22 protein-coding genes are annotated in these 19,005 nt (G+C 71.8%); 13 read left to right on the forward strand and 9 right to left on the reverse strand.

Annotation, left to right across the window (positions count from 1 at the left end; all coding sequences use genetic code 11):
- Positions 1 to 103: 103 nt before the first annotated feature.
- Both ABD716_RS01675 and ABD716_RS01680 read right to left on the reverse strand, forming a co-directional pair.
- On the reverse strand, positions 104 to 622 hold the full coding sequence (locus tag ABD716_RS01675) for a GDSL-type esterase/lipase family protein (RefSeq protein ID WP_344773128.1): 519 nt from the start codon (positions 620 to 622) through the stop codon (positions 104 to 106).
- A 69-nt stretch (positions 623 to 691) separates the two neighbouring features.
- Positions 692 to 1,540 carry a LysR family transcriptional regulator gene (locus ABD716_RS01680; RefSeq protein ID WP_344773130.1) on the reverse strand — a complete coding sequence of 283 codons (849 nt, stop codon included), beginning with the start codon at positions 1,538 to 1,540 and terminating at the stop codon, positions 692 to 694.
- Positions 1,541 to 1,636: 96 nt separating this feature from the next.
- Between ABD716_RS01680 and ABD716_RS01685 the strand changes: the two genes are divergently transcribed.
- Both ABD716_RS01685 and ABD716_RS01690 read left to right on the forward strand, forming a co-directional pair.
- Positions 1,637 to 2,941 carry an MFS transporter gene (locus tag ABD716_RS01685; protein WP_344773132.1) on the forward strand — a complete coding sequence of 435 codons (1,305 nt, stop codon included), beginning with the start codon at positions 1,637 to 1,639 and terminating at the stop codon, positions 2,939 to 2,941.
- A 31-nt stretch (positions 2,942 to 2,972) separates the two neighbouring features.
- Entirely contained in the window at positions 2,973 to 3,926 is a 954-nt protein-coding gene (locus ABD716_RS01690) for an ROK family protein (protein WP_344773134.1), read from the forward strand.
- 22 nt (positions 3,927 to 3,948) lie between these two features.
- Here ABD716_RS01690 and ABD716_RS01695 read toward each other — a convergent pair whose 3' ends face one another.
- The 5 genes from ABD716_RS01695 to ABD716_RS01715 form a co-directional block, all read right to left on the reverse strand.
- Positions 3,949 to 4,881 (reverse strand): bifunctional riboflavin kinase/FAD synthetase, encoded by a 933-nt coding sequence (locus tag ABD716_RS01695; protein WP_344773136.1) that lies wholly within the window; start codon positions 4,879 to 4,881, stop codon positions 3,949 to 3,951.
- Entirely contained in the window at positions 4,878 to 5,387 is a 510-nt protein-coding gene (locus ABD716_RS01700; protein WP_344773138.1) for a hypothetical protein, read from the reverse strand. Before ABD716_RS01700 ends, ABD716_RS01695 begins: the two co-directional genes overlap by 4 nt.
- Positions 5,388 to 5,498: 111 nt before the next feature.
- Entirely contained in the window at positions 5,499 to 5,861 is a 363-nt protein-coding gene (locus tag ABD716_RS01705; RefSeq protein WP_344773140.1) for a hypothetical protein, read from the reverse strand.
- Positions 5,862 to 6,788 carry a tRNA pseudouridine(55) synthase TruB gene (gene truB / locus ABD716_RS01710; RefSeq protein WP_344773142.1) on the reverse strand — a complete coding sequence of 309 codons (927 nt, stop codon included), beginning with the start codon at positions 6,786 to 6,788 and terminating at the stop codon, positions 5,862 to 5,864. It lies immediately after the preceding gene.
- Positions 6,785 to 7,396, reverse strand: a complete 612-nt coding sequence (locus ABD716_RS01715) for a TetR/AcrR family transcriptional regulator (protein WP_344773144.1) — start codon at positions 7,394 to 7,396, stop codon at positions 6,785 to 6,787. The genes truB and ABD716_RS01715 overlap by 4 nt, the downstream gene beginning before the upstream one ends.
- Before the next feature lie 73 nt (positions 7,397 to 7,469).
- On the opposite strand from ABD716_RS01715, the gene ABD716_RS01720 reads away from it, so the two are divergent.
- From ABD716_RS01720 to ABD716_RS01730, 3 genes are all read left to right on the forward strand, one after another.
- Positions 7,470 to 8,921, forward strand: coding sequence for a DHA2 family efflux MFS transporter permease subunit (locus tag ABD716_RS01720; RefSeq protein WP_344773146.1), 1,452 nt, complete (start codon positions 7,470 to 7,472; stop codon positions 8,919 to 8,921).
- A 72-nt stretch (positions 8,922 to 8,993) separates the two neighbouring features.
- Positions 8,994 to 9,983, forward strand: a complete 990-nt coding sequence (locus tag ABD716_RS01725) for a ketopantoate reductase family protein (RefSeq protein WP_344773148.1) — start codon at positions 8,994 to 8,996, stop codon at positions 9,981 to 9,983.
- Positions 9,984 to 9,993: 10 nt separating this feature from the next.
- Positions 9,994 to 10,524 carry a DEAD/DEAH box helicase family protein gene (locus ABD716_RS01730; protein WP_344773150.1) on the forward strand — a complete coding sequence of 177 codons (531 nt, stop codon included), beginning with the start codon at positions 9,994 to 9,996 and terminating at the stop codon, positions 10,522 to 10,524.
- Here ABD716_RS01730 and ABD716_RS01735 read toward each other — a convergent pair.
- Positions 10,521 to 10,937 (reverse strand): TIGR03668 family PPOX class F420-dependent oxidoreductase, encoded by a 417-nt coding sequence (locus tag ABD716_RS01735; RefSeq protein WP_344773152.1) that lies wholly within the window; start codon positions 10,935 to 10,937, stop codon positions 10,521 to 10,523. The two genes, ABD716_RS01730 and ABD716_RS01735, sit on opposite strands and share 4 nt — an antisense overlap.
- Positions 10,938 to 11,171: 234 nt before the next feature.
- Between ABD716_RS01735 and ABD716_RS01740 the strand changes: the two genes are divergently transcribed.
- Positions 11,172 to 11,426 carry a hypothetical protein gene (locus tag ABD716_RS01740; protein WP_344773154.1) on the forward strand — a complete coding sequence of 85 codons (255 nt, stop codon included), beginning with the start codon at positions 11,172 to 11,174 and terminating at the stop codon, positions 11,424 to 11,426.
- Here the strand turns inward: ABD716_RS01740 and ABD716_RS01745 are convergent.
- A complete protein-coding gene (locus tag ABD716_RS01745; protein ID WP_344773156.1) occupies positions 11,410 to 11,979 on the reverse strand; it encodes a nucleoside/nucleotide kinase family protein in 570 nt (189 codons plus the stop codon). The two genes, ABD716_RS01740 and ABD716_RS01745, sit on opposite strands and share 17 nt — an antisense overlap.
- Before the next feature lie 77 nt (positions 11,980 to 12,056).
- On the opposite strand from ABD716_RS01745, the gene ABD716_RS01750 reads away from it, so the two are divergent.
- The 7 genes from ABD716_RS01750 to ABD716_RS01780 all read left to right on the forward strand — a co-directional run bounded on the left by ABD716_RS01750 (position 12,057) and on the right by ABD716_RS01780 (position 18,948).
- Positions 12,057 to 12,932 carry an HhH-GPD family protein gene (locus ABD716_RS01750; protein ID WP_344773309.1) on the forward strand — a complete coding sequence of 292 codons (876 nt, stop codon included), beginning with the start codon at positions 12,057 to 12,059 and terminating at the stop codon, positions 12,930 to 12,932.
- 86 nt (positions 12,933 to 13,018) lie between these two features.
- The gene (locus tag ABD716_RS01755; protein WP_344773158.1) at positions 13,019 to 13,975 is read left to right on the forward strand and encodes a J domain-containing protein; all 957 of its coding nucleotides are present in this window, start codon (positions 13,019 to 13,021) and stop codon (positions 13,973 to 13,975) included.
- Positions 13,976 to 14,042: 67 nt separating this feature from the next.
- Positions 14,043 to 15,035: a siderophore-interacting protein gene (locus tag ABD716_RS01760; RefSeq protein WP_344773160.1), complete on the forward strand. Its 993-nt coding sequence runs from the start codon at positions 14,043 to 14,045 to the stop codon at positions 15,033 to 15,035.
- A gap of 1 nt (position 15,036) precedes the next feature.
- Entirely contained in the window at positions 15,037 to 16,041 is a 1,005-nt protein-coding gene (locus ABD716_RS01765) for a FecCD family ABC transporter permease (protein ID WP_344773162.1), read from the forward strand.
- Positions 16,038 to 17,093 carry a FecCD family ABC transporter permease gene (locus ABD716_RS01770; protein WP_344773164.1) on the forward strand — a complete coding sequence of 352 codons (1,056 nt, stop codon included), beginning with the start codon at positions 16,038 to 16,040 and terminating at the stop codon, positions 17,091 to 17,093. Before ABD716_RS01765 ends, ABD716_RS01770 begins: the two co-directional genes overlap by 4 nt.
- Positions 17,090 to 17,929, forward strand: coding sequence for an ABC transporter ATP-binding protein (locus ABD716_RS01775; RefSeq protein ID WP_344773166.1), 840 nt, complete (start codon positions 17,090 to 17,092; stop codon positions 17,927 to 17,929). Before ABD716_RS01770 ends, ABD716_RS01775 begins: the two co-directional genes overlap by 4 nt.
- Positions 17,926 to 18,948, forward strand: coding sequence for an iron-siderophore ABC transporter substrate-binding protein (locus ABD716_RS01780; RefSeq protein WP_344773168.1), 1,023 nt, complete (start codon positions 17,926 to 17,928; stop codon positions 18,946 to 18,948). The genes ABD716_RS01775 and ABD716_RS01780 overlap by 4 nt, the downstream gene beginning before the upstream one ends.
- The last annotated feature ends 57 nt before the right edge of the window (positions 18,949 to 19,005 follow it).

Consider the following 19,005-nt stretch of genomic DNA (forward strand, 5'->3'; position numbering starts at 1 on the left):
TCAAAAGTCGTGAAACTGACTCTCCTCAACCCCGCTTGCGACACTAGCCGCGAGCATGGGGGCAGCAGAATTCCCCCAAGAGGGGGACCGGCTTCGCGACCCCTCAGACGGCGAGCACGGGCCGCAGCACGGCGAACCAGGCCTCGTAACCGGCCTCGGTCAGATGCAGGCCGTCGACGGTGAACTCGGGCTTGAGGCCGCCGTTCTCGTCTGCGAGCGCGGGCCAGACATCCACGTAGCTGCACGGCACGGTGGGCACATAGCGCTCGAGCTGCTCGTTGACGGTGCGCACGATGTGCGCGTATTCGGGCTGCCGGGGAAGGATGCTCTGCATCACGATCTTCGCGTCGGGCAGTTTCTCGCGCAGCTGGGCGAGGATCGCCTGGATGTTCTCGACCACCTCTTCGACCGGGAACCGCCACCCGAAGTCGTTCGTGCCGATCTCGACCACGACGGTCGACGGGCCCGCGGCGACGACCTCGTCGAGGCGGTCCATGAGGTCGTGCGTGGTGTTCCCGCCGACGCCGAAGTTGATGACGTTCTGGCCCGGCAGCAGCTTCTGCCAGTCGCCGTTCTCGGTCAGGCTGTCGCCGACGAATGCGGTCACCGTCGCTTCGGTCATGTCCATGGCCTCCCTACGAGTACCTAAGGTAGCGAACTCGGGGGCGCGCGGAGGCGCGGAACGCCCACCTCAGTGCACGAGGGTGCGGCCCATGATCGCGCTGCTGAGCGCCTCGACGGGCTCGGTGGCCGACCGCGGGTTCGAGATCAGGGTGAAGTCGACGTCGCCGATCTCGGGCAGCCCGAGGCGATTGCTCACTTTCACGAGATCGCCGGGAATCAGCGTGCGCGGGAACACCGCGACCCCGAGCCCGGCCCTGACCGCCGAGAGCACGCCGTTGACCTCGCGCGTGTTGCAGGTGATGCGCCAGGTCCGACCGGCGCCCTCGAGCGCGTCGATCGCCATCCGCCGGCTCATCGACTGCTCCTGGTACGAGACGAGCGGCACGGGCTCGTCCAGCCCGAGCTGGATGCCGTCGAGGCCCATCCACACCATCTGGTCGGTGCTGACCTTGGTGCCCTCGCCGACACCTGGGGTCTGCTTGATGAAGATGAGATCGAGCTGACCCGAGCTGAGCCGGCGATGCAGGGCCCCCGACTGCCCGACGGTGAGCTCGAGGTTGAGCTGGGGATGCAGCGCGCGGAAGTCCCTGAGGATGCGGGGCAGCTGCGTCATCGTGAAGTCGTCCGCGGCGCCGAAGCGCAGCCGCCCGCGCATCGCCTTGCCGCTGAAATAGCTCTCGGCAGACGCGTGCGCCGCGAGGATGCTGCGCGCGAAGCCCGCCATGGCGTCGCCGTTGTCGGTGAGGCGCACCTGGCGCGTGTCCCGATCGATCAGGATGCGGCCCGCCTGCGACTCGAGGCGCCGCACGTGCTGGCTGACCGTGGGCTGGCTGAGCTGCAGGCGCTGCGCGGCTCGCGTGAAGCTGCCCGTCTCGGCGACCGCGAGGAAGCTGCGCAGCAGCACGGGATCGAACATGGGCGGCACCCTTCGCGAGCTATTACGTTTCCCAATGGGAGTTATTGCCACCATTCTAAGGACTTATCGAATCGATCCGACTAGCCTTAACGGGCTGTGACTGCGACGCCTGCGAATCCACCGACCGAACCGATGCTGGTGCTGTCCGGCCGCCCGCGCTGGCGCGACATGTTCGCTTCCCTGAAGGTCCCGAACTACCGGCTGTACGCAAGCGGTCAGATCGTCTCGACGACCGCCCAGGGCATGCAGCGCATCGCGCAGGACTGGATCGTCCTGCAGCTCTCGGGCAACGTCGCCGACGTCGGCATCACCGTCGCGCTGCAGTTCGCGCCCATGCTGGTCTTCGGGCTCTACGGCGGCGTGATCGCCGATCGGTACCCCAAGCGGCGCATCCTGCAGGTGACGCAGACGATGATGGCGCTGCTCGCCGCCACCATGGCCGCCCTCATCTTCACCGGCTCGATCCAGGTGTGGATGATCTGGTGCATCGCCCTGCTCGGCGGCTTCGCGACGCTCATCGACAACCCGGCCCGCCAGTCCTTCGTCTCTGAGGTCGTCGGGCCGGCGCTGCTGCGCAACGCACTCAGCCTCAACTCCTCGACGTTCCAGCTCGGCGCCCTGATCGGACCCGCGGTGGGCGGCATCCTGCTGTCGGCGGTCGGCGGCGGCTGGTCGTTCGCGATCAACGCGCTCGCCTGCCTCGGCACCGTGTTCGCGCTCGGCCGACTCGACGGCTCGCGGCTGCTGCCGGCACCGAAGGCGCCGCGGCGCAAGGGCCAGCTGCGCGAGGGCCTCGAGTACGCGGCCCGCAAAGACGAGATCCTGTTCACCCTCATCGTGCTGACGTCGGTGGCGCTCTTCGTCTACACGATGCCGGTGCTGCTCACCGCCTTCGCCGACCACGTCTACGACGTCGGCTCGTCGGGCTACGGCATCTTCAACGCGCTCGTCGCGCTCGGCGCGCTGAGCGGTGCGCTGCTGTCCAATCTGCGGGCATCCGTCAGCCTGCGCACGGTCATCGTCGGCGCCGTGATCCTCGGCTTCGTGCAGGCGCTCGCCGGTCTCGCGCCGCAGCTCGGCATCTTCGCGGTCCTTCTCGTCGGGGCCGGGATGTCTCAGCTGCTGTATTTCATCGCGTCGAACTCCCTCGTCCAGATGTCGACGAACATCGCGATCCGCGGCCGCGTCATGGGGGTGTTCGTGCTCATCCAGCTCGGCGGCCAGTCGATCGGCGGCCCGCTGATGGGCTGGATCGTCGACAACTTCGGCCCGCACGTCGGCATGACCGTCTCCGGCACCATGCCGCTGCTCACCGCGCTGGTGGCGGGTGTGGTGCTCGTCAAACGCCGCGGCCAGACGGTCTCGGGCGCGGCGCGGCGCCTCGTGCAGCGGCACGTCTGAACGGCCCTGTCGAGCCAATAGGCTGGGAGGCATGCCTGATTCCGTCGTCCTCGCCGTCGACTTCGGCGGCACCAAGGTCGAGGCCGCCCTCGTGCGCCCCGACGGCACGCTCGTCGTAGGGTCGCGGCTCCGCGCGGCGACCGGCCGCAGCGCCGAGCTGCACGACCTCGAGGCGTCCGTCGCCGAGGTCGTGCGACACGCGCTCGGCATGCTGGGCGAGCTCGGCAGCGAGGCCCGGCTGATCGGCGTCGGCATCGGCTGCGCCGGGCCGATCGACCGCGAGGCCGGTGCGATCTCGCCGCTCAACGTGCCCTCGTGGCGCGGCTACCCGATGCGGGCGCTGGTCGAGCGCATCGTGGCGGACGCCGGGCACCGGGTCCCCGTCGTGCTCGAGATGGACGGGGTCGCCATCGTCCTCGCCGAGCACTGGGTGGGGGCGGCGCAGGGCGCGCAGAACGTCATGGGCATGGTCGTCTCGACGGGTGTCGGGGGCGGCATCATCGCGGGCGGCAAGGTCGTCGTCGGGAAGACCGGCAACGCGGGGCACATCGGCCACGTCGACGTCGCAGGCTTCGAGGGCGAGAACACCTTCGGCAACGCGCACGTGCTCGAGGCGATCGCGAGCGGGCCGCACACCGTGGCGTACGCGCGGCGGAACGGCTTCGCGGGCACGACGGGCGAGGACCTCGCCGCCGCCTACGCCGCAGGCGACCCGGTCGCGCGGGCGGCGATCGAGCGCTGTGGGCGCGCCGTCGGCCAGGCGATCGCGAGCGCCACTGCCCTGCTCGACCTCGAGGTCGTCGCGATCGGCGGCGGCTTCTCGCAGGCGACGCCCGATCTGTTCGACTTCATTCGGGCCCAGATCGCGACGCACCACTTCGACTACGTCCGCAAGGTGCGCGTCGTGCCCTCCGGTCTCTCGGGCGAGGGCCCGCTGATCGGTGCCGCCGCCCTGATCTACCGCGCAGACCTCATCCCCGCTTAGGCGCAGCCCGCTCGCGGTCGCCTCAGGCCGCCAGGATGCGACGGGCGACCCGAACGTCGTCGGCGATCTGCTCGATGAGCGCCGGGATGCCGGTGAAGGCGGTCATGCCGCGAATGCGCGCGACGAACACCACCTCGACCTCGTGGTCGTACAGATCGATGGTGTGGTCGATGACGTGCGCCTCGACCTGCTTCTGGGGCACGCCTTCGAAGGTCGGGTTGTTGCCGACCGAGATCGCGGCCGGGTAGCGCGTGCCGTTGTCGACGAGCCACCCGGCATAGATGCCGTCGGCCGGGATCAGGCCTTCGGACTGCGGGGAGAGATTCGCGGTGGGGAATCCGAGCTCGCGCCCGCGCTTCGCGCCGTGGACGACCAGGCCGCGCAGCATCGGCGCACGGCCGAGCAGCCGCTCGGCCTGCTCGACGTCGCCTTCGGCGAGCAGTTGGCGGATGCGCGTCGACGACACCCGCTCCCCCGCGGTGCCGACCACGTCGTCGATCAGCTCGACGGTGAATCCGTGCTGCTCACCGAGCGCCCGCAGCTGCGCGACGTCGCCCGCGTTGCCGCTGCCGAAGCGGAAGTCGCTGCCGACGAACACGCGCCGGGCGTGCAGCGCCTTCACCAGGTACTCGGTGACGAAGCGCTCGGCACTGACCCGCGCGAAGGTCTCGTCGAAGCGCACCACGAGGGTCGCGTCGACCCCGGTCTCGGCGAGCAGATCGAGCTTCTGGTCGAGGCTCGCGAGCGCGTCAGGGCAGCGTTCAGGCGCGATCACCTCGAGCGGGTTCCGGTCGAAGGTGACCACCGCTGAGACGAGTCCCTCGGCCCGCGCCGCGGTGACGAGGCGGCCGATGACCGCTCGGTGCCCGGAGTGCACGCCGTCGAACTTGCCGATCGTGACCGCGCTCGGCCCGAAATCAGGGCCGATCTCGGACTCGGAGTGGAAGACCCTCACGCTGCCGCCTTTCCGCGGGAATCGGCGCCGGCTCGATCGGGGCGCGGGCGGGCCGGATGCGTCTTCAGCCACCACATTCCCGCCAGCGGAAGCACGAGCGGGACGAACCAGTAGCCCTGCCCGAAGACCGTCCACACGGTGGCGGTGTCGCCGAAGGCGTCGCCCGAGTCGAGGCCGAGCGCGTCCGGGAAGAACGTCGTGATCGCCCCGATCACCACGACGCCGGCGAACTCGACCGAGACGGTGACCCAGGCGATGCGGTGCCAGACGCCCCGGTGCACGATGAGCGCGACCATCGCGAGCACGTAGACGAGCGCGGACACCCCTGAGATCGAGATCGCGATCGGCGCCTTCGAGAAGTGGTCGATGATCTGGAAGGCGCTGCGCCCGACCGCCGCCATCACGAGCACGGCGTACACGGCGACGAGCACCGTGAGGGTGCCGGTGCCGACCAGGCGCGGCATTGCGGCCGAGAGCCTCTCGGTGACGGATCTGGACTCGGACATCGCAAAGTCGATTCTAGTTCGGCTCGTGGTCGCGCTCCGGCGCCGCTGCTCGCTTCGCTCGCGCCAGGGTGATCCGTCCGTGCGGTTCGCGGCATGCCACCGGCATGCCGCTCACGCGCCCGTCCAGATCACCCACATCCTGTACAGCATCACGGCGACGGCGAGCCCCGCGACGCCGAGCACGACGACGCTCCACCGCCCGCGCTCGACGAGCGCCCACACCATCGCGAGCAGCGGCACGAGCACGATGGCGACCTGGTACATCCAAAACTCGAGCAGGCTGCCCGTCGGGTGGTTGCCGACCGCCGGCGCGATCGCGGACGTGACGAGCTGCGCGATCAGCAGCAGCGCGACGAACGCGATCGGGCCCATGCTGAGGTCGCTCGGCGTGCGCCCGATGAGCCCGAGCACGAGGCAGAGCACCCCCGCGGCGAGCGCGATGACGATCTGCGTGAAGGTGAACCACTCGACCACTCAGGACTCCTGACTCGGGAAACCGGTCTCGACGCGCACCACGCCGGTCGCCGACACGGCGGCGAGGGCGACGAGGCGGCCGGCCCCGTCGATCGCGGCGCGGATGCCCGGGGCGCCAGGCGCGGCGACGTGGAGCTTCTTGCCGTGCCCGAGGTCGATCGCCTGCTGCGCGTCGAGTTCGAGCACGGGGAACAGTCTGGCAGCGGCGTCCGCCGGCGTCAGCAGCACGTCGGGCACGGCGACGTCGCCACCGGCCAGCGCGTCGAGCGGGGTCGCGGCCGCGACGGCGAAGGGCCCCACCGAGGTGCGTCGCAGCATGGTCAGGTGGCCGCCGACCCCGAGCGCGGCGCCGAGGTCGCGGGCCAGCGCGCGGATGTAGGTGCCGGAGGAGCAGGCGACCGTCACGTCGAGGTCGATCAGGCCCGGCATCCGCCTCGTCTCGCGCAGCGCGAACTCGTGGATCGTGACAGGCCGCGCAGCAAGCTCGACGTCTTCGCCCGCGCGAGCGCGCGCGTAGGCGCGCTTCCCGTCGACCTTGATCGCGCTCACCGTGCTCGGCACCTGCTCGATGGGCCCGGTGAGGGCGCGGATGCCTGCGCCGATCGCCTCGCCCGTGACGGCGTCGACCGCGTCGGCCTCGGCGCGCGCCGTGACGTCTCCCTCGGCGTCGTCGGTGACCGTCGACTCCCCCAGGCGGATCGTGGCGTCGTACACCTTGTCGGTGCCGACCACGTGCGTCAGCAGCCGCGTCGCCGAGCCGACGCCGACGATGAGCAGGCCGGTGGCCATCGGGTCGAGGGTGCCCGCGTGGCCGACCTTCCGCGTTCCCGCGGCGCGGCGCATGCGCGCCACCACGTCGTGGCTCGTGAGCCCCTGCGGCTTGTCGACGAGGACGACGCCGTTCGGCGGCGGGGACACCGGGCTCACGGGGCGGCCTTCGTCGGCGCCACAACCAGGTCGAGCTTCTCGCCGAAGGCGCAGGCGAGCAGCTCCCGCGCCGTCTCGTCGGACTCGTAGAGCCCCGTCATCTGCAGCGTGAGCAGCGTGTTGAGCAGCATGCCGCCTGCGAGGAAGTCGCGCACCTCTTCCGGGCTCAGCCCCGCCTCGTCGCGCAGCAGCCGGTAGATGTCGAGGAAGCCCTCGCGCGCATACCGGCCGATCACGGGGTCGTGGCCGAGCAGGAAGCCCTGTGCGAGGGGCAGCACGATGTCGCCCTCGCCGACGAGGTCGACATAGGCGCGGCCGAGGAACCTCTTGAGCCCCTGGTTGTCGAGCGCCTTCACCTCCGGGCGGGCGAGCGCGGCGCGCAGCCGCGTCTCGAGGCTGTCGCGAGCGCGCAGCAGCAGCTCGCAGAACAGCTTCTCCTTGCTGCCGAACATCCGCACGACGTAGGGCTGGCTGATGCCCGCCGCCTGGGCGACCTGGTCGGTGGTCGTGCCCGCATAGCCCCGCTCCCCGAACACCCTCGCGGCGGCATCCAGGATCTGCTCGCGGCGCTCCGCGGCGGGAATCCGCTCGCTCCTCGACTCGCTCATGCTTGACAGGTTATCAGTCGATAACTTATCGTCTCGGCTTGTAATCATTCAATTACCACTCTTGGAGAACGACATGACTGTTCCCGTCGCGACCGAGGCCGCGCAGACTGGCGGGGTGCCCCCGCTCGCCCGCCGCCGGCCGCTGTGGCTCGTGATCGCCGCGGCCTCGCTGCCCATGTTCATGGGCACGCTCGACAACCTGGTCGTCACGAACGCCCTGCCGGTCATCGGCCGCGACCTGTCCGCCGGCATCGACGAGCTCGAGTGGGTCATCAACGCGTATGCCCTCGCCTTCGCGAGCTTCATCCTGACCGCCGCAGCGCTCGGCGACCGCCTGGGCCGCCGCAGCGTCTTCGTGGTGGGCATCGGGCTGTTCACGGTCGCCTCAGCGCTGTCGGCGCTCAGCACCGAGCCCTGGCAGCTCATCGCCGCCCGCGCGCTGCAGGGCGTCGGGGCGGCGGCACTGATGCCGCTGTCGCTCACGATGCTCGCCGGCTCGGTCAGCGAGAAGGCGCGGCCGGCCGCCATCGGCGTGTGGGGCGGCGTCGCCGGCCTCGGCGTCGCGCTCGGCCCGCTCATCGGCGGCGCGGTCACCCAGGGCTGGGCCTGGCAGGGCATCTTCTGGGTCAACGTGCCCGTCGGCATCGTCGCGGTGCCGCTCGTGCTGTGGGCGCTGCCCAACAGCTTCGGGGCGAGGCTGCGCAGCGACCTGATCGGCCTCGTGCTCGCCGGCAGCGGCGTCTTCGGAATCGTCTACGGCATCGTGCGCGGCAACGACGCCGGCTGGGGCAGCGGCGAGGTGCTCACCGCGCTGATCGGCGGCGGCGCGCTCATCGCGGCGTTCATCTGGTGGGAGACCCGTGCGGCGGCCCCGATGCTGCCGCTGCGCCTGTTCCGCTTTCCGAGCTTCACGATCGCCAACGCCGTCGGCCTGATCTTCAGCTTCGGCATCTTCGGGTCGATCTTCATCCTCATCCAGTTCCTGCAGGTGGTGCAGGGCAAGAATCCGCTCGAAGCCGGCGATATGACCATGCCGTGGACCCTGCTGCCGCTCGTGATCTCCCCGCTCACCGGCTTCCTGCTGGTCCCGAGATTCGGGCCGCGGCTTCCGGTCGCCGCGGGGCTCGCCATCTCGGCGGCGGCGATCGCCTGGATCGCGCTGATCATGGCGCCCGACCTCACCTTCGCGCACATGGTGCCCCCGTTCCTGCTCGCCGGGCTCGGCATGGGGCTCATCTTCGCCCCGTCGTCGACGGCGGTGCTCATGGACATGCCCGCACCCGATCACGCCAAGGCCTCTGGGGCGAACTCGACGCTGCGCGAGATCGGCACCGCCCTCGGAATCGCGGTGCTGACCGCCGTCTTCACGGGCGCGGGCGGCCAGCTGACGCCGACCGGCTACGTGGATGCCGCGCAGAAGGCGGTCCTCGTCGGGGCCGCCGTGCTCGCCCTCGCGGCCCTCGTCTCGCTCGGCTTGCCCGGACGCCGGGCGGTCGCCGCGACCTCACTTTCCCCCGAAGTGTGAGTTCGGGCTGTTGATTCGCGGCCGCAGGCACCCGAACTGACACCTCGGGTGCCTGCGCCGTAGGGTGGGTGCGTGCGTGTCGGGGTGATCGGAGCCGGAGCCGTCGGCGGCACCATCGCAGCACTGCTCGACCGCGCCGGCCACGAGGTCGAGGTCACCGCGCGCGGCGCCACCCTCGCCGCGATCGCCGGTGCCGGGCTGCACCTCGACGGCGCGTGGGGCGAGCACACCGCGCGCGTCTGCGCCGCCGAGACGCTCACCCGCACCCCCGAGATCGCGTTCCTGACGACGAAGGCGCAGGATGCGGCATCCGCCCTCGCCGTCAACCGGGACCACCTCGAAGGCGTGCCGCTCATCGTCGTGCAGAACGGGCTCGAGGGCCTCGACACGGCGCACCGGGTGCTGCCCGGCTCACCCGCGTTCGGCGCGCTCGCGCTGTACGCCGCGCAGAACGTCGAGCCCGGGCGCGTGACCATCACGGCCGCGGGCACGACCGTTGTCGACCGCTCGCGCGAGGCGACGGCGCTGCTGGCCTCGGTCATGCCGGCGCAGGTCACCGACGACTTCCGCGGCGCACAGTGGACCAAGCTCGTGATCAACATGGTCAACGGCACGCCTGCCGCCACCGGTCTGTCGGTGCAGCAGACCGTCGCCGATGCGCGGCTGCGGCCGATCGTCACCGGCCTCATCCGCGAAGCAGCCAGGGCCGGGCTCGCCCACGGCGTGCACTTCGACACCATCCAGGGCCTCTCGCACACCGGCGCGCGCTTCGCCGCCGCCGCCCCCCTGTGGGCCGCGCAGGTGCTGCCGCGGCTGATGGCGCGCCGCATGGGCTCGGTGCCCAACCTCGGCTCCACCCTGCAGAGCCTGAAGCGCGGGCAGCTCACCGAGATCGACTTCCTGAACGGCGCCGTCGTCGCCCAGTCCGCAGAAGTCGGCCTGCGCGCGCCCGTCAATCAGGCGATCGTGGATGCCGTGCACGAGGTCGAGCGCACGCGCCGTTTCCTCGAGCCGGGCGAGTTGGCCGAGCGGGTGCGGGCCGAGCAGTCGGCGCGGCGCTAGGGTCCGTCTCATGATCGTGTGGATCAACGGGACCCACGGCGTCGGCAAGACCACGACGAGCGCCCTCGTGCAAGAGCTGCTGCCCGATTCGCGCGTGTTCGACGCCGAGAAGGTCGGCGGCGTGCTCATGGACATCACGCCGGGGCTGCCCGAGACCGACAACTTCCAGCACTGGGACCCGTGGCGCCCGCTCGTCGTCGAATTCGCACGGCGGGTGCTGGGCTACGTCGGCGGCACGCTCGTGATGCCGATGACGGTGCTGGTCGAGGACTACTGGCGCGAGATCAGCGACGGCCTTGCCGCCTACAGCATCCCGGTGCGGCATTTCGTGCTGCACGCCGACGCGGACACGCTGCGCGCCCGCATCGACGGCGACACCGTGATGGGCCCTTCGTGGTTCCGGCACGCCTATGTCGAGCCGTATCTCGAGGCGGCGCGCAACTGGCTGCACGCCGACGCCGAGGTCATCGACACGACCGGCATCACGCCGGCCGACGCCGCGCGTCGGATCGCGGACTCCGTGCGGGCGGGCGGCAGCTAGGCAGCCGACCAGCCCGCCCACCGGTCGACGCGGATGACGATGACCGGCCCGTCCGGTCGTCGCGTGCGGTACTGGCGATAGCGCGCGGCGAGCGCATCGAGGGGATGCCGCATCGCGTCGGCATCCTCGATCACTTCGGCCCTGCCGTCCACGCGCACCCACCACAGCTCGTGCCACTCGTCGCTGTACTCGTCGGCGAGCAGCGAGACGCGCGGGTCGCGTGCGATGTTGGCGAGCCGCCGCAGCGCGCGGCTCGACTTCGGCTTATGGTCGACGGCCGTGTAGATCAGGTCGCCCTCGACGGCGAAGGTGATCGGCACGAGATGCGGCGCCCCGCTCGCGCCTACGGTCGCGAGGCGCAGCGACCGCGCCCCACCCAGGCGCGCCCGCGCCTCGCTCTCGGCCAGCTTCATGGCAACGATCCTCCTCCTGGTGCGTAGGCTGGCGGCACGGTTCGGGAGGTGCGATGCCGGCGATGGGGTGGACGCTGCTCGAGCGACTCGTGCACCTCGATGTCTGGGCACGCACCGCAGGCGCGGAATCCATGAGCCCGCTCACCCGGCTGACAGGCGCGGTCACCGAGCCCATTCCTGCCGCGCGCAGTCGACGAGAGGCATCCGATAGATCTCGTCGCAAGGAGCTCCGCCATGCCTGTGCGCGCATTCCAGCGCATCACTCGACGTCTCATTCTGTTCAGCGGCTGGACGTGGGTCGCCGCCGGCTCACTGGTCGGGTTCGAGGCGCTCGACGTCGTCTTCGGGGCGTTCGCACTCGCGCCCGAGCTGCTTCCGCTCGTCATCCTCTGCCTCGCCCTCGCGTGGCTCTTCCGGCGTCGGCTGCGCAGAGCGTGGTCACGCATGCGCGCGCGGATCAGGCTGTCGCGGCTCAGCAGGAGTCGCTGAGCACGCGCTTCGGCAGCTCGGGCGTCGAGGTGTCGATGACGGCGGATGCCAAGAAGAACGGCGTCTCGGCCGCGAGGTACGCCTCATCGGCCTGTGCCTGCTGGGCATCCACATAGATCAGGAAGTGCCAGATGCCCTTCAGCGAACCGAGCAGGTAGGCGCCGTCGACGATCAGCACGGCGTCGGCCGGGGCGGTCTTCCATTCGGAGAGCGCCGGCACGTCGCGCGCCGCGTCGAATGCGGCCGTCTGGAAGCCGGTGCTGCCGGCGAGCCGCCAAGGGTCGAGCAGCACGCGGCGGAACGTCGTCTCGTCGTAGGCCTCGTCGCCCCTGCCGCGCGCGGCCCGCGGCTTGAGGAAGTCGCCCATCGACGCGCGGAAGGCGGGCATGCCGCCGTCGTCGAAGACCGCAGCGAGATCGTCGGCGACCTCGTGGGAGCCCGTTCCCGGGAACCCGTCGACACCGATGATGCGCCGCCCCCGCGGATAGTTGTTCAGGATCTCGTCACGCAGACCGCGCAGGAACTCGACGCGCGGAGTGGACACCAACTGCATGTTTCGAGCGTACGCCGCCGAGGCGGGCGGCACTCGGCCCGCCGCGGCCGACGTAGTCTCGAACGGTGCCCGAGACGATGACCCCGATGCTGAGCGAGGCCGTCAACGACTGGTTCCGGTCGAACGCCCGCGAGCTGCCGTGGCGTGAGCCGGGATGCTCCGCCTGGGGCATCCTCGTCTCCGAGTTCATGCTGCAGCAGACGCCCGTGGCGCGCGTGCTGCCCCAGTGGCAGGCGTGGCTCGAGCGCTGGCCCGCGCCGGCGGCCCTCGCGGCGGTTCCGGCCGGTGAGGCGGTGCGCGCGTGGAACCGGCTCGGCTACCCGCGGCGAGCGCTCTGGCTGCATGCCTGCGCGGTCGCGATCACCGAGCAGCACGGCGGCGAGGTGCCGGCCGAGGTCGACGAGCTGCTGGCCCTGCCGGGAATCGGGCCGTACACCGCCCGCGCCGTCGCCGCCTTCGCCTACGGAGTGCGGGTGCCGGTCGTCGACACGAACGTGCGCCGGGTGCTCGCGCGGGCGGTCGACGGGCAGGCCGAGCCCGGCCCGCCCTCGGCGACGCGGGACCTCGCGGCGATGGCGGCCGTGCTGCCGCCGGGCGACACCGAGGCGCGCACCTTCAATGCGGGCGCGATGGAGCTCGGTGCGATCGTCTGCACGGCTCGCGCGCCCCGGTGCGCTGACTGCCCGCTCGCATCCTCGTGCGCATGGCGGCTCGCCGGCTACCCGGCGTACGAGGGGCCGCGGCGCGCCGTGCAGAAGAAGTACGAGGGCAGCGACCGGCACGTGCGCGGGCTGATCATGCGCGAGCTGCGCGCGGCCCACGTGCCCGTGACGGATGCCGAGCTCAGCGGCCTCTGGCCCGATGCGGTGCAGCTCGCCCGCGCGCTCGCGGGACTGCTCGCCGACGGGCTCGCCGTGCGAGACGCCGACGGCGGCGGCTATGTGCTGCCGTAGCGCCCCCCCGGTCACGAGGGGTGCTGTGGAGGCATCCCTCACACGGCATGAAGCTCCTTCTGTGACAGCGCGGCTACTCTGAGTCGGTGCCCGAATCCCCGCTCTCCGCCTCGCCGTACGAGGTGCTCGGCGTCGACGCGCGCGCGAGTGACGACGAGCTGAAGCGGGCCTACCGAAAGCGCCTGCGTGAGACGCACCCCGACACGGGCGGCTCGGCGGCCGAGTTCCGCGCCGTTCAAGAGGCCTGGGAGCGCATCGGCACCCCCGAGGCGCGGGCAGCGTTCAATCGGCACCGGTCCCCGTTCAACGGCGCAGGCGCCGGCGCCGAGCCGACGGGCGACGACGATGAGCGCGTGTGGGCGAGCTCGCGCACCGAGGGAGCTCGCCGCGACACCCGGCCGCGGGCGCGCTCCTACGGGCACCCGGGCGGCTGGCGTCGCGAGCGGTTCCTGGCCATGATGCGCGAGTGGGCCGGGCGCGGCCCCGAGCTCGACGACCCCTACGACCCCACGCTCGTCCGATCGGCGCCCTACGAGATCCGGCACACGCTGGCCGACGCCCTCGCAGAGGAGGCGACGGCGCGCGCCACGGCCGAGCTCGGCATCGGCTACACCGTGTGGCACGACGTGTTCGCGCACGACGGCGGCAAGATCGACCACCTCGTCCTCGGCCCGACGGGGCTGTTCGCGCTGCAGTCCGAGGACTACGGCGGCCGCGTCGCGGTGCGGCGCGGCGAGCTCGTGCCGGCCGAGCCGGGGGTGCAGCTCGACGGCCGACCGGCCCACGACCTCGCCGACCGCGCACGCCACCTCGGTCGCGGCCTCGGGGTGAAGTTCGCCGGCGCCATCATCGTGCTGCCCGACGATGCGCTCGAGCAGCCGATCGCCGAGATCGGCCGCCATCGGGGCGTCGCCCTGCTGGCAGTGCAGCGCTCCGTGCTCGGCCACCTGCTGCGCTCAGGCGTTCCCGGGGTGCCCCGCGCCGTCGGCCTCGACCTCTTCGAGGTGCGCAGCCGCCTGCAGCGCGGCGTGCGATTCATCTGACCGCCCGCCGGGTACATCCCCATTTCGACTTGCGCGAACGGATGCCTTCGCGTTAGCTATTTAGGTAATGCTTACCTTACCCGCCGACAGCGCCGACCGAGCACGACCCCACCGGGTCCGCGACGACCGCCCCGCCTACCGCCCGTTCCGGGCGACGGTGCGCTCGGTCGCGCGCCTGTCGCCGTCGTTCCTGCGGGTGACCTTCGCGGGCGACGAGCTCGCCGGCTTCGGCACGGCCGGGCTCGATCAGCGCATCAAGCTCGTGCTGCCGCTCGAGGGCGACGGCGCCCCTTCCGGCTACGACCACCTGGGCATCTGCGCCCCCGACGCGATCGCGAACGGCAGCTGGTACGAGCTGTGGCGGGCCGCCCCCGCCGAGCTGCGCAATCCGTTCCGCACCTACACCGTGCGCTCGGTGCGGCCGCAGGAGCGCGAGCTCGATGTCGACTTCGCGGTCCACGGCGACGGCGGCCCGGCGAGCCGTTGGGTGCGGTCGGCGCGAGCGGGCGACGAGATCGTCATCGTCGGGCCCGACGACGCATCGAAGGGCTGGCGCAGCGGGCTCGACTGGCACCCGGGCAGCCGTGACGAGCTGCTGCTCGCCGGCGACGAGACGGCCGTTCCGGCCGTGTGCTCGATCCTCGAGTCGCTGACGCCGGGGGTGCGGGCGACCGCGTTCCTCGAGATCCCCGAGAGCGCCGACGCGCTCGACGTCGCGCTCGCCTGCTCTGACCACACCGTCACCTGGCTGCCCCGCCACGACGGCCCCCGCGGCGAGCGCCTGGCCGCGGCCGTGCGCGAGTGGGCGCTGGCGCGACGCCACCTGCTGACGCCGGCCGCCCAGCCGCAGGCATCCGTGCTCGATGAGTCCGACGTCGAGGCGGGCCTCGTGTGGGATGCGCCCGACGCCCGCGACGAGACCGGCTTCTACGCCTGGATCGCCGGCGAGACCCAGTGCGTCGTGAGCCTGCGCCGCTTCCTCGTCAAAGAGCTGGGCGTCGACCGCAGCCGCGTCGCCTTCATGGGCTATTGGCGCCAGGGCCGAGCGGAGCTGTCCTGACATGTCCTCCCCCCGCGCGGCCACGACGCTCGTGGTCTGCTTCGTCGCGCTCGCCCTGCTCACCCTGTTGAGCCTCGCGCTCGGCGCTCAAGCGCTCTCACCCGCCCAGCTGGTGCACGCTCTCGCGCACCCCTTCGACGGCGACCAGGCCGACCGCATCGTGATCGGCCTGCGCCTGCCGCGCACGGCGGTGGCGCTCGTCGCGGGTGCATCGCTCGGGCTCGCCGGCGCCGTGATGCAGGGCGTCACCCGCAACCCGCTCGCCGACCCCGGACTGCTGGGTGTCAACGCCGGCGCCTCGCTCGCCGTCGTCACGGCGATCGGGGTGTTCGGCGTGGGCAGCGCCTCCGGCTACGTGTGGTTCGCATTCGGCGGCGCCGCGGTGGCCGCCGCCGTGGTCTACGCGATCGGGGTGCTCGGGCAGGGCGGCGCGACCCCCGTGAAGCTCGCGCTTGCGGGCGCCGCGCTGACCGCCACCCTGACCTCGATCGTCACGCTCGTGCTGCTCTCTCATCAGGACGTCTTCCAGCAGTTCCGCTTCTGGCAGGTCGGCTCGGTCGCGGGCCGCTCGCTGCACGACGTCGGCGTCGTCGCCCCGTTCGCCGCGGCCGGCGCCCTGCTCGCGATCATCGGCGGGCGGATGCTGGACGTGCTCGCCCTCGGCGACGACGCCGCGCGCGGTCTCGGCCTCAACATCCCTCTCGCACGCGCGATCTGCGCCGTCGCGGTGGTGCTGCTCGCGGGCGCCGCGACCTCCATCGCCGGCCCGGTCGTGTTCGTCGGCCTGGTCGCCGCCCACGCGGCGCGGCCCGTGGCCGGCCACGATCACCGTTGGCTCATCGGCCTCTCCGGCGTCATCGGCGCCGGCCTGCTCGTGGCATCCGACCTCATCGGCCGCTTCATCGCGCCGCCCGGTGAGCTCGAGGCGGGCGTGGTCATCGCGATCGTCGGCGCGCCGGTCATGATCGCGCTGATCCGCCGCCGAGGCGCGGTGATGAGCGCGTGAGCGCGCAGTCAGGGGTGACGGATGCCTGGGCCGCACCCGCCCGAACCGTGCACACCGCCCTCGCCGTCGGTCGCCGCCGGCGCCTCGTCACCGTCGCGGCCCTCGCCGGCGTCGTCGCGCTCATCGCCGTGCTGAGCCTGACGCTCGGCACGATTCCGGTCTCGCCCGCGCGCCTGCCCGCCGTGCTGGCCGGGCACGGCGACCCGCTCGAGAACCTCGCGGTGCTGACGCTGCGTCTGCCGCGCTGGACCACGGGCGCCCTGGTCGGCATCGCCCTCGGCCTCGCGGGGGCGCTCTTCCAGACCACTCTGCGCAACCCGCTCGCGAGCCCCGACATCCTGGGAGTCTCCGGCGGAGCGAGCCTCGCGGCCGTCACCGCCATGCTCGTCTTCCACGCGAGCGGCGCGGGCGTTCCGCTCGCCGCTCTGATCGGCGGCGCCGTGGTCGCCGCCGTCATCGGGCTGCTGTCGTGGCGCGAGGGCTTCGCGGGGCAGCGCTTCGTGCTCATCGGCATCGCGGTGGCCTTCCTCGCAAGCGGCGGCCTGTCCTATCTGATCACCCGGGCGGACGTGCGGGCGGCCCAGCAGGCGCTCGCGTGGACGGTCGGCAGCGTCAGCGACCCCAGCTGGGGCGAGACGGGGCTGCTGGCGATCGCTCTCGTCGTGCTCGTGCCCGTCGCGCTCTGGCTGTCCGTGCCTCTGCGCGTTCTCGCCCTCGGCTCCGACGCCGCGCACGGGCTCGGCGCGCACCCCCTCGGCACGACGGTGCTCGCGACGGCGGTCGGCGTCGCGCTGGCCGCCGTCGCCACGGCGGTCGCCGGCCCTGTCGCGTTCGTGGCATTCGTGAGCGCCCCGATCGCGCGCCGCCTGGTCGGCGCGGGCGGCCTGCAGCCCGTGGCATCCGCCCTCACGGGAGCGGCTCTCGTCACCGCGGCCGACTTCGTCGCGGCGCGGCTCGGGGACTTCCAAGCGCCCGTCGGCCTCGTCACGGGCGTCGTCGGCGCGCCCTACCTGCTCTGGCTGCTCACGAGGAAGGACGGTGCGATCGCATGAGCGACGCCCTCTCCCCCGCGACCCCGCGCACGCTCGCGGCCCACGGGCTGCAGCTCGGCTACGAGGGGCGCACGATCGTGCCCGACCTCGACCTCGAGCTCACGCCCGGGCGCATCACCGCGATCATCGGCGCGAACGGAAGCGGCAAGTCGACCGTGCTGCGGGGGCTCGCCCGCCTGCTGGCGCCCCGCGCGGGCAGCGTCACGCTCGACGGCGCCGACATCCGCGGCATCCCCGGGCGCCAGCTGGCGCGCATGCTCGGCATCCTGCCGCAGGAGCCCATCGCCCCCGAGGGCGTCACCGTCGCCGAGCTCGTCATGCGCGGCCGCCACCCGCACCAGGGCGTCTTCGGCGGCCGCAGCGCCGAAGACGAGAACGTCGTGGCAGAGGCATTGCGCCTCACCGACACCCTCGAGCTCGCCCCGCGGCGGGTCGGCGAGCTCTCCGGCGGCCAGCGTCAGCGCGTCTGGATCGCCCTCGCACTCGCCCAGAACCCCGACGTGCTGCTGCTCGACGAGCCGACCACCTTCCTCGACATCGCCCACCAGCTCGAGGTGCTCGACCTCCTGTGCGAGTTGAACGACCATCTCGGCACGACGGTCGTCATGGTGCTGCACGACCTCAACCTGGCGGCGCGCTACGCCGACGAGCTCGTGGTCGTGGCCGAGGGCCGTGTGCTCGCCACCGGCTCGCCCGCCGAGGTGATCACCGAGAGCGTGCTCGCGACCGCCTTCGGGCTCTCCGCCCGCGTCATCGCCGACCCCGAGACCGGTTCGCCGCTCGTGGTGCCCACGGCACGACGCACTCCCTCCCCACAACGAAAGGACCCCAGATGACCACACGACGCCTGCGCCTGCTCGGCGCGGCCGCCGCCGTCGTCGCCAGCGCGCTCGCCCTCACCGGCTGCGGCGCCTCCGGCGGCGGAAGCGACTCGAAGCCGAAGAGCACGGCCGCGACATCCGTCACGATCCACGACGCGTTCGGCGACACCGTGATCTCATCGAAGCCGAAGCGTGTCGTGACGCTCGGCTGGGGCTCCACCGAGGCGGCGCTCGCCATCGGCGTCGACCCGGTGGCCATGCCGTTCCAGGAATACGCCGGTGACAAGAAGGGCGTGCTGCCGTGGATCAACGACTACGTCGAGAAGCACGACCTCACGATGCCCACCGTGCTGCCGAACACGACCGACGACCCGCCCTATGAGGCGATCGCGGCCGCAAAGCCCGACCTGATCCTCGCGCCGTACTCGGGTCTCACGGCCAAGCAGGACCAGCTGCTGAAGGCGATCGCGCCGACGGTCGCCTACCCGAAGACCGCGTGGGCGACGCCGTGGAAGGACGTCATCTCGATCACCGGCAAGGCGCTCTTCGAGCCCGCGAAGGCGAAGAAGGTGCTCGCAGGCATCGACGCGCAGATCGCGAAGCAGGCAGCCGCGCACCCCGAGTTCACGGGCAAGACCATCGCCGCGGTGTGGGGCAGCGCCTCGGAGTTCGACGTGTACAAGAAGGCGGATTCCCGCGTGCAGTTCGCGCTGGACCTCGGGTTCACCTCGGCACCGAGCGTCGACGAGCTCGCCAACGGCGATCAGACCTTCTACTACGCGCTGAGCACCGAGAAGGTCGACCAGCTAAAGAGCGACGTGCTGCTCTCCTTCGCCTCGACCGACGCCGAGCAGCAGGCGTTCCTCACCTCGAGCTACGGCTCGGGGATGGAGCAGGTGAAGAAGGGCGCCGTCGCCCAGGTGACGGGCCCCGCCTTCGTCTCGGCGGTCTCGCCGCCCACGGCGCTCTCCCTCTCGTGGGGCCTGAAGGACTACGTCGCCGCCCTGTCAAAGGCGGCGAAGGCAGCCGAGTAGCGCGCTGCCGACACACTCCCGGCGGTTCTGGACGCCGGGCAGAGAGAGGCCCCGGGA

The sequence above is a fragment of the Gryllotalpicola kribbensis genome, assembly GCF_039538245.1.
Taxonomy (GTDB): domain Bacteria; phylum Actinomycetota; class Actinomycetes; order Actinomycetales; family Microbacteriaceae; genus Gryllotalpicola; species Gryllotalpicola kribbensis.